Raw genomic sequence first — 9,811 nt, forward strand, 5'->3', positions numbered from 1 at the left:
AATCGTGTAGATGTCGTCGAGATCGACGGCCGAAATCACCGCCCGATACGGCACGTTGGTGAACAGCGCGATCTTGCGCTTTTCGCCTTCCGGCATCGGCTTTTCCGAGCGGCACAGCAGCACGTCGGCCTGGATGCCGATCGAACGCAGTTCCTTGATCGAATGCTGGGTCGGCTTGGTCTTCAGTTCGCCCGAAGACTTCACGTACGGCAGCAAGGTCAGATGCACGAACATCGCATGCTTGTGGCCGAGCTCGGCGCCCATCTGGCGAATCGCTTCGAGGAACGGCAAGGATTCGATATCGCCGACCGTGCCGCCGATTTCGACCAGGCAGATGTCGGCACCACGGGCGCCATCACGGATGCGGTTCTGGATCTCGTCGGTGATGTGCGGAATCACCTGCACGGTGCGGCCGAGGTAATCGCCGCGGCGCTCCTTCTCGAGCACGTGACGATAGATCTGGCCGGTGGTCACGTTCGACAGGCGGCTGGTCTTGCCGCGCAGGAAGCGTTCGTAGTGGCCGAGGTCGAGATCGGTCTCGGCGCCGTCCTGGGTGACGAACACTTCGCCGTGCTGGAACGGGCTCATGGTGCCCGCGTCGACGTTGATATACGGATCGAGCTTGATCATCGACACCGTCAGGCCGCGCGATTCGAGGATCGCGCCCAGGCTCGCCGCAGCGATGCCCTTGCCGAGCGACGACACGACGCCGCCGGTGACGAAAATGAAGCGGGTCTGACCAGCCACGAGGACTGGGGCCTGGGTAACGTCGGGCATGAGCGAGGCGGGCTGCGGGTTTCGCTGATTTTACGGGCAATCGCGCGGCAGCGGCGTGCCATCGAGCGCCAGCGGACTGCGCAGGCCGGCAAAATCGTGCTGCCAGAAACCCTGCCAGCCTTGTGCAACAAGGCTTTCCCGCCACTCGCGAGTGGCGCCGATTCCGGGCATGCAAAGTGCCCCGTCAGCTGCCTCGATCACCGGAATGCGCGCACGCAGCCACGGCGCCACGCCCAGTTCCTGAAACCGGTTGCGCAAGGTCCGCGCATGCGATGCGCCATCGGCGCGGAATGCTTCGCCCGGTTGCGCGCTTCTGAGATTGAGTGGAACTGGCGGCGGCCGGTTGGCTACGAGCACGCCGCCAGCGCCCGGCAGCTGGAAATGCATTTCCGTCGACCACAGGCCCCAGTCGCCTGACACCGGTGCCGCCGGCAAGGGCGTCATCGCATGCAGCTGATCGCGATAGCGGCGCAGCTCGCAGCCGGGCCAGGCATGACGCGGCGTGGCCTCCGGGCCGGGCCGGAGCAACTGCTCGTCGATGAGATCGAGATGGTCGGCAAACGGCGCGCGAAAACCCCGCTCGTGCAGCCACCAGCGGATCAGGTTGTGGCGCCGGGCTGTGGTCAGCATCAGCAGTCGCGAGACCGACAGCGCCGCGCCCTGCGCGGCCAGCAGATGATCTTCCGCTGCTCGCTCGTCGAGCAGGTCCGCCGCTTCGGCAGCGAGCCGCGCAGCGCGGGCCAGGCTCGGATCGGTCTGCGCGAAGCGTGCGCGCAGGCCGGGCATCACCTCGCGCCGCAGCCAGCTGCGGGCGTAGCGCGGATCATCGTTATGCGGATCATCGATCCAGCGCAGGCCGTACCGATCGGCATAGGCGCGCAAGGCAGCGCGTGGCTGATCGAGCAACGGCCGCCATAGCTGACCAGGGGCGAACGCGGTCAGCGGCCGCATCGCCGCGAGGCCGTGAACACCGGCTCCACGCAGCAGGCGCAGCAGCACGGTTTCGGCCTGATCATCGCGATGATGCGCGGTGACCAGCAGATCGTTCGGCTGCATCTGCGCGCGCAGCAGCGCATAACGCGCTTCACGAGCCGCGCCTTCGGGTCCAGCGGCATCGTCATCGGCAATGGCGGCACGGCACAGGATCATCGGCACGCCGAGCGACTCCCCGAAAGCGGCACAGTCACGCGCCCAATCATCCGCAGCTTCCTGCAAGCCGTGATGGACGTGTACCGCGACCAGCTCCCGCAGACCGCGCTGCACAAGCGCGTGCAGCAGCACGGTCGAATCGAGTCCGCCGCTGTAGGCGACCAGCACCCGCGCGCCAGCAGCCCGTTCAGGCAGCGGCGGGATCAGCTCGGAGGTGGGTCGGGACGGCATGCAGGCAGTTTACGGATGCAGGCGCTGCAGAAACGACGAAGCCCGCCGTAGCGGGCCTCGAAGGGCGACAACCGATGTGGCTTCCCGCGATCAGGCCGCGGCGACGGAGGACTGAGCGACCTCGCCCGGCTCCTCGTAGGTGCCGTAGGTCATCAGACGGCCGTAACGATCGGACAGCAGACGGGTCATCGGCACGCGACACAGGCGCTCGACGTGATGAACGATGCGCTCCTTCAGGGTCGCCATCATCAGCACCGGATCGCGATGGGCACCGCCATGCGGCTCCGGCACGATCTCGTCGACCAGCTTGAACTCGATCAGATCCTTGGCGGTGACTCTCATCGCCTCGGCGGCTTCTTTCGCGCGCTCGGCCTTCTTGAACAGGATCGAGGCGCAGCCTTCCGGCGAGATCACCGAATAGATGCCGTACTGAAGCATCATCACGTGATCGGCCACACCGATTGCCAGCGCACCACCGGAACCGCCTTCGCCGGTCACCGTGGCGACGATCGGTGCGCGCAGCTTGGACAGTTCGAACAGGTTGCGGGCGATCGCTTCCGACTGGTTGCGTTCTTCGGCGCCGATGCCCGGATAAGCACCCGGCGTATCGATGAAGGTGACGATCGGCAAGTTGAATTTTTCGGCGAGCTTCATGATCCGCAGCGCCTTGCGGTAGCCCTCGGGGCGCGGCATGCCGAAGTTGCGATAGACGCGCTCCTTGGCATCGCGGCCTTTCTGCTCGCCAATCACGACCACCGCGCGGCCTTCCAGGCGGGCGACGCCACAGACCATCGCCGGATCATCGGCGTAGTGGCGATCACCGTGCAGTTCTTCCCACTCGGTGAAAACGCCGTGCACGTAATCGAGCGCGTAAGGGCGCTGCGGATGACGGGCAAGCTGGGCGATCTGCCAGGGCGTGAGGTTCGCGAAGATCGACTTGGTCTGCTCGCCGATCTTCGCTTCCAGCCGCGAAATCTCGTCGGTGAGATTCAGGTCGCTGCCGCCGGTCATGAAGCGCAGCTCTTCGATTTTCTTCTGGAGATCAGCAATCGGCTGCTCGAAATCCAGGTACGTCATGTTATTCGCCATCGTCGTATTCTGCCCTAGACCTCTGGTTGCTTGAAACCGGGGCGACCCAGCGTCGATATTCGGCCTTCACGCATTCCGCGCCGAGCAGGCGTTTCAGCTCCGTCTCGGCCGCCGTCTCGAACTTCAAACGCCAGGCGGTGCCCCAATCGAGCACGGCCCGCGCCGTGCCGTTCCAGTATTCCACGGAAACCGCTGCACCATTCGGGCCACGCCACGGCGCCAGACGCTGCGGCAGTGCCGCGACCGCAATCGAAGGCTTCTTCCAGGTCAAAGTCACGCGTTCGGTTCGCTCGCGCAGCAGCGAGTCGAGATCGTAGAAGCTCTTCGCCGACAGCCGATATTCGAGTTCGCGGCCTTCGCGCTGCGAGGCGCTGATCGAGCCGGTTGCGAAGATCAGCGTGTCCGGCTTGAGCAGGGTCTGGAAGCGCTGCCAGTCCTGGAAATCGAGCCAGCAGACCAGCTGCGCCGTGCGGTCATCGAGAATCAGGATCTTGCCCGGCCGGTCACCCATGATGGTGCGGATGTCGGTCAGCCAGCCGGCCAGCATCACCTGCTTGCGATAGCCACGACGGCGCGGCGCCGGTGCGCCCTCTTCGTCATCGCCCCCGCCACCCGTGTTGCTGCCGAAATCGGGCGGCGGACCCGCCTCGTCGATCAGCGTCTTGATGTTGCCCGAGCAGACCTGCTCGATCAGCGTGCGATAAGCCTCGACCGGATGGCCGGACAGGTACAGACCAAGCACCTTCTTCTCGACCGACAGGCGCTCGTTCGGCTCCCAATCGATTTCCAGTTCGGCGGCCACGGTGCCGGTGTTCGAGGCATCGGCTGGCGCACCCAAGCCGAACAGATCGGCGATGCCGGCGCCGGCCGAGGCGGCGGTCTGCTCGGCCAGTTGCAGCGCCTTCGGCAAGGTCTTCATCAGGCTCGGGCGATTGAGCTGGAAGCAGTCCATGGCACCGGCGCCGATCAAGGCTTCGAGCACCCGGCGATTGGCCTTGCGAGTGTCGATGCGGCGGCAGAAATCGAACAGATCGAGGAAAGTGCCCTGGCCGCGGCGCTCGTTGATGATGCCTTCGATCGCGCCCTCGCCTGCGCCTTTCACCGCGCCCAGGCCGTAGACGATCGCTCCCGCGGCGTTGACCGTGAAGCGGTACTCGGACGAGTTCACGTCCGGCGGCAGCACCGTCAGCTTCATGCGCCGGCATTCTTCGAGCATCACCACCACAGTATCGGTGTGGCTCATTTCCGCGGACATCACCGCCGCCATGAACTGCGCCGGGTAATGCGCCTTCAGCCACGCGGTCTGGTAGGAGACCAGCGCGTAGGCCGCAGCATGCGACTTGTTGAAGCCGTAGCCGGCGAACTTCTCCATCAGGTCGAAGACCTTCGACGCGGTGTCGGCGTCGATGCCCCGCTCGGCCGCGCCCTTCTCGAAGATGCTGCGTTGCTGGGCCATCTCCTCGGGCTTCTTCTTGCCCATCGCGCGGCGCAGCATGTCGGCGCCGCCGAGCGTATAGCCCGCCAGCACCTGCGCCATCTGCATCACCTGTTCCTGGTAGACGAAGTTGCCGTAAGTGGGCTTGAGCACGCCCTCCATGTCCGGATGCAGGTAGGTGACGGCCTCGGTGCCGTGCTTGCGCCGGCAGTACTGCGGAATCAGATCCATCGGGCCGGGGCGGTACAGCGAGATCAGCGCGATGATGTCCTCGAAGCAATCCGGCTTGAGGTCCACCGAAGCGCGCTGCATGCCCTGCGATTCCATCTGGAACACCGCCGTGGTCTGGCCTTCGGCGTAGAGCTTGTAAGCCTCGCGATCGGTCAGCGGCAGGCTCAGGATGTCGAGCTTCTTGTCCGGCCAGCGCGCATTGATCTGCTGCACGGCGGATTCGATGATGGTCAGCGTGCGCAGGCCGAGGAAGTCGAACTTGACCAGGCCGACGGTCTCGCAGTCCTTCATGTCGAACTGGGTGCGCAGGCCCGCACCGCCGGCTTCGCAGAACATCGGCGTGTATTCGGTCAGCGGCAGCGGCGCGATGACCACACCACCGGCGTGGATACCGACGCCGCGGGTCAGATCTTCCAGCGCCATGCCGAGATCGATGATCTCGCGCAGGTCTTCCTCGGCGTCGTAGGCGGCCTTCAGCTCCGACACTTCGACCAGGGCATGTTCGAGCGACGAACGCCCGGCCTTCTCGGCGTCGGCCTTGAACGCCGGCGCGCCCGGAATCAGCTTGGCGATACGGTCGCCCAAGCCATACGGCAGGCCCATGACCCGGGTCACATCGCGAACCACGGCGCGCGCTGCCATCGAGCCGTAGGTGATGATCTGGCTGACCCGCTCGCGACCGTATTTCTCGGCGACGTAGGCAATCACCCGGTCGCGGCCTTCGATGCAGAAATCGACGTCGAAATCCGGCAGCGACACGCGCTCCGGATTCAGGAAGCGCTCGAACAGCAGGTTGTACGGCAGCGGATCGAGATCAGTGATGCCGATCGCGTAGGCCACCAGCGAGCCTGCGCCCGAGCCACGGCCAGGGCCGACCGGCACGCCATTGCTCTTGCCCCAGCGAATGAAATCGGCCACCACCAGAAAGTAGCCGACGAAGCCCATGCGTTCGATCACGCCCAGCTCGAAATCGAGCCGCTGCTGGTATTCCTCGACCGGCTTGAACGCACCCTGATGTACGAAGCGATGCTCCAGGCCTTCCTGCGCAGTCTTGCGCAGGTATCCGGGCACCGTGAAGCCTTCCGGCACCGGATAGTCCGGCAGATGGTTGATGCCGAAACTGAGGCTCAGCGTGCAGCGACGAGCAATCTCCAGCGTGTTCTCGACCGCTTCGGGAAGATCGGCGAACAGCTCGATCATTTCCTCAGCCGACTTCAGGTATTGATCCGCCGTGTATTCGCGCGGCCGTCGATCATCGTTGATGACCCGGCCCTGATTGATGCAGACGCGCGCCTCGTGAGCATCGAAATCGCCGCGTTCGAGAAAACGCACCTCGTTGCTGGCGACCACCGGCAGGCCGGTATCGCGAGCGAAGCTGACGGCAGCACGCAGATGGCTGTCGTCATCGCGGCGGCCGCAGCGAGTGATTTCCAGATACAGGCGATCCGGGAAATGGCGGCCCCACCAGTCAGTCAGGCCGCGCGCGTGTTCGATTTTCCCGGCCAGCAGCGCCCGACCGATCTCGCCATCGCGGCCACTGAGCGCGATCAGGCCGTCGCTTGCCGCTTCGATCCAGGCCCGATGAATGCGTGGCCGGCCGCGGCCCTGCCCTTCGTTGTAGGCGCGTGACAGCAAACGCGTGAGATTGCGGTAGCCGCTGTCGTTCTGCACCAGCAGGGTGACGTTTTCGGCTTGCTCGCCGTCACCGGATTCCGGCATCGCGATATCGGCGCCGATGATCGGCTTGATGCCCGCCGCTTCCGCCAGCTTGTAGAACTTCACCATCGCGAACAGGTTGTCCTGATCGGTGACGGCGATGGCGGGCAAACCCAGCTTCGCAGCGAAACCGGTCAGGTTCTGGACATTGGCGCCCGCACTTTTCCGCGCTGGCGATTCGACGCGGATCAGGCTGTCGACCAGCGAGAATTCGGTGTGCAGGTGCAGATGGACGAACACGATCGTTGGGCGGGGCGTGAGGCGGGAGGCGTCGCCGCCGAACGATTCTACCGAGCGAGGCGAGTGGCTTCGGAACAGGGTGCAAAGCTCATCCGGTGGATCACGCTAGCTCCTTGTTCGCGCAAGGCTTTAAGGTGGGCAGGCGTGCCGTAGCCCTTGTGCTTGGCCAAGCCATAAGCGGGGAACTGCGCATCGAGGCGAGTCATCTCCGCATCGCGGGCCACCTTGGCGATGATCGCCGCGGCCATGATCGCGTCCTCGCTGCGATCACCGCCGATGACCATGCGGATCGGCACCGGCAGCCGTGGTTGCTGGCTGCCGTCGATCAGGCACAAGGTCGGTGCCGTCTTCAGCGCGGCGACGGCGCGCTGCATGGCCAGAAACGTTGCCTGCAGAATGTTGATCGCGTCGATCTCCTCGGCGCTGGCAATTCCAATTGCCCAGTCGAGCGCCACCGCTTCGATCAGCGGCACCAGACGCTCGCGCTGCAGCGCGCTGAGCGCCTTGGAATCCTTCAGCCCGATCAAGCCATGCCCTTCCGGCAGCACAACCGCCGCCGCATAGACCGGCCCGGCCAGACAACCGCGACCGACTTCATCAATGCCGGCGACGCACAGGTTCATCGGGCAGCGATCAGATCGGCAATCGCGGCCGCCGAAGCTTGCGCGGCATTGCGGCGCAGCTCATCACGTACCGCGCCGAACTGTGCGAGCTGGCGATCGCGGGCCTGGTCGTCTTCGATCAGTGCACGCAGGGCCTCTGCCATCACCGCCGGCTGCGCCGCGTCCTGCAGATATTCGGGCACCACCGGCTCGGCGGCCAGCAGGTTCGGCAAGCTGACGTATCGAGTTTTCAGCATGCCGAGCGTCGACAGCAGGAAGTAGGTCAGCAGCGAACCGCGATAGGCGACGACCATCGGCCGATCAAGCAGCAGACATTCCAGGGTGGCAGTGCCGGACGCCAGCAGCACCGCATCCGCCGCGCGCATCGCCGCACGTGACTGACCATCGACGAGCGTCCAGTTCACCAAGGGCGCGTGCATGGCGATCGCCGCTTCCATGACCGGCCGCAAGCTGGGCTTGGCGATCGGCGTGACCATCGTCAGCCCCGGCAGCTTTTCAGCCAGCAGCGCTGCAGTCTGGGCGAATGGCACCGCCAGCCGCGCCAGCTCGCCGCCCCGGCTGCCCGGCAGCACGGCGAGCACCGGCCCCGAGGCTGGCAAGCCCAGAATCTGGCGCGCCTCCGCACGGGATTGCGGGTCAGACAGTTCCTCGGCCAGCGGATGACCGATGTAGACCGCTTTGACGCCGTGGCCGGCGTAGAACTTCGGCTCGAACGGAAACAGACAGAGCACCAGATCAACGGCCTTGGCGATGGTTTTCACCCGTCCCTGCCGCCAGGCCCAGACCGTCGGGCTGACCATCTGCACGGACTTCAGGCCACGTTCGCGCAAACGACGTTCGAGGCCGAGATTGAAATCCGGCGCATCGATGCCGATGACCACGTCCGGGCGATCAGCGCTGAGTTTTTCGATCAGCTCGGCGCGCAACCGGAACAGGTCCGGCAGCTTGGGCAGCACTTCGGCAATGCCCATCACCGACAGCCGATCGATGGTCGCGATCGACTCACAGCCCGCTTCCCGCATGCGCGGACCGGTGACGCCACTGAATCTCGCGTCAGGAAATCGCGCCCGCAGTGCCCCGATCAGCGCACCGCCGAGCAGGTCGCCAGAGGTTTCACCGGCGATCAGCGCGAAGTGCATCGTCAGCGGACGATCGACCGCGTCGAGCTTTCGATGAATGCCAGCAGGCGCGCGCAATGCGTCGAGGTGGCGGCCATCTCGGCGAGCTTCACTTTCACGTCGACCATCAGCAGATCCGAGATGTAGATCAGCTTGTAGGCGTCCTTGATGTCGCCGATCTCTTCCGGCGAAAAACCGCGCCGCTTCAGGCCTTCGCTGTTGATGCCGCGGGCCTTGGCCGGCTGGCCTTCGATCATCATGAACGGCGGCACGTCCTTGAGGATGACGCTGCCGCCGCCGGTGAAGGCGTGGCCGCCGATCCGGCAGTACTGGTGGATCAGCGTAAAGCCGCCGATGCCCGCCCAGTCCTCGATCGTCACGTGGCCGGCCAGCGTGGTGCCGTTGGCGAGGATGTTGTCGTTGCCGACGACGCAGTCGTGGGCGATGTGGGCGTTGGCCATGATCCAGTTGCGATCGCCGACCTTGGTCAGGCCCTCGGCCGTCTTCAGCGTGCCGCGCTGGATGGTCACGTACTCGCGAATGGTGTTGCCGTCGCCGATCTCGACGCGGGTGGCGTCCTCGTACCGGGCCGTCTTGTCCTGCGAGATCTCGCCGAGACTGGCGAACTGGAAGATGGTGTTGTCGCGCCCGATCCGCATCGGGCCTTTCAGCACCACATGCGGGCCCACCGTGGTGCCCTCGCCGATCTCGACACCGGCGCCGATGATCGAATACGGGCCGACCGACACGCTCGGGTGCAGCCGCGCACCGGCGTCGATGATCGCCGTCGGGTGGATCAAGCCGGTTTCAACTGCCGCCATGCTGCCGCTCACTCCGCCGATTCGGAGGCAGCAGGTGCAGCCCGCGAAGCATCCTTCAACACGCACATCAGCGTCGCTTCACAGGCCAGTTCGCCGTCGACGGTCGCCTTGGCCTTGAAACGGCGCAGGTGACGCTTGACCCGGTCGAGACTGACTTCGAAACGCAGCTGGTCGCCCGGTTCGACGATGCGCTTGAAGCGCGCGTCCTCGATGCCGGCGAAGTAGAAGATCAAGCCGGACTCCGGCTTGATGCCGGTTTCGATCGCGGTCAGCAGGCCGCAAGCCTGGGCCATCGCTTCGATGATCAGCACACCGGGCATCGTCGGCACTTGCGGGAAGTGACCGAGGAAGAACGGCTCGTTGTAGGTGACATTCTTGATC

At 65.1% G+C, this 9,811-nt stretch carries 8 protein-coding genes; all 8 read right to left on the reverse strand.

The annotated features are described in order from the left end of the window. The coding region (locus tag QZY06_RS20625; RefSeq protein WP_367275699.1) for a CTP synthase at nucleotides 1–777 on the reverse strand (777 nt) is incomplete at its 3' end. Nucleotides 778–807: 30 nt separating this feature from the next. After that, nucleotides 808–2,157 carry a tRNA lysidine(34) synthetase TilS gene (tilS, locus tag QZY06_RS20630; RefSeq protein ID WP_295687773.1) on the reverse strand — a complete coding sequence of 450 codons (1,350 nt, stop codon included), beginning with the start codon at nucleotides 2,155–2,157 and terminating at the stop codon, nucleotides 808–810. A 90-nt stretch (nucleotides 2,158–2,247) separates the two neighbouring features. Next, on the reverse strand, nucleotides 2,248–3,234 hold the full coding sequence (locus QZY06_RS20635) for an acetyl-CoA carboxylase carboxyltransferase subunit alpha (RefSeq protein ID WP_051144343.1): 987 nt from the start codon (nucleotides 3,232–3,234) through the stop codon (nucleotides 2,248–2,250). 1 nt (nucleotide 3,235) lies between these two features. Next, the gene (gene dnaE, locus QZY06_RS20640) at nucleotides 3,236–6,868 is read right to left on the reverse strand and encodes a DNA polymerase III subunit alpha (protein ID WP_295687776.1); all 3,633 of its coding nucleotides are present in this window, start codon (nucleotides 6,866–6,868) and stop codon (nucleotides 3,236–3,238) included. A 47-nt stretch (nucleotides 6,869–6,915) separates the two neighbouring features. Further along, nucleotides 6,916–7,491 (reverse strand): ribonuclease HII, encoded by a 576-nt coding sequence (locus QZY06_RS20645; protein WP_295687778.1) that lies wholly within the window; start codon nucleotides 7,489–7,491, stop codon nucleotides 6,916–6,918. Continuing rightward, nucleotides 7,488–8,630: a lipid-A-disaccharide synthase gene (gene lpxB, locus QZY06_RS20650; protein ID WP_367275700.1), complete on the reverse strand. Its 1,143-nt coding sequence runs from the start codon at nucleotides 8,628–8,630 to the stop codon at nucleotides 7,488–7,490. Before lpxB ends, QZY06_RS20645 begins: the two co-directional genes overlap by 4 nt. Nucleotides 8,631–8,632: 2 nt before the next feature. Continuing rightward, complete coding sequence (gene lpxA, locus QZY06_RS20655) at nucleotides 8,633–9,430, reverse strand: acyl-ACP--UDP-N-acetylglucosamine O-acyltransferase (protein WP_293395204.1); 798 nt, start codon at nucleotides 9,428–9,430, stop codon at nucleotides 8,633–8,635. 8 nt (nucleotides 9,431–9,438) lie between these two features. Next, a partial coding sequence (gene fabZ / locus QZY06_RS20660; RefSeq protein ID WP_295687782.1) for a 3-hydroxyacyl-ACP dehydratase FabZ occupies nucleotides 9,439–9,811 on the reverse strand: 373 nt, incomplete at its 5' end.

Source organism: uncultured Nevskia sp. (genome assembly GCF_903885465.1).
GTDB lineage: Bacteria > Pseudomonadota > Gammaproteobacteria > Nevskiales > Nevskiaceae > Nevskia.

Coding starts and splice junctions, on each gene's coding strand:
- QZY06_RS20645 (WP_295687778.1), bottom strand. CDS start 7,491: ATGAACCTGTGCGTCGCCGGCATTGATGAAGTCGGTCGCGGTTGTCTG.
- lpxB (WP_367275700.1), bottom strand. CDS start 8,630: ATGCACTTCGCGCTGATCGCCGGTGAAACCTCTGGCGACCTGCTCGGC.
- tilS (WP_295687773.1), bottom strand. CDS start 2,157: ATGCCGTCCCGACCCACCTCCGAGCTGATCCCGCCGCTGCCTGAACGG.
- QZY06_RS20635 (WP_051144343.1), bottom strand. CDS start 3,234: ATGACGTACCTGGATTTCGAGCAGCCGATTGCTGATCTCCAGAAGAAA.
- lpxA (WP_293395204.1), bottom strand. CDS start 9,430: ATGGCGGCAGTTGAAACCGGCTTGATCCACCCGACGGCGATCATCGAC.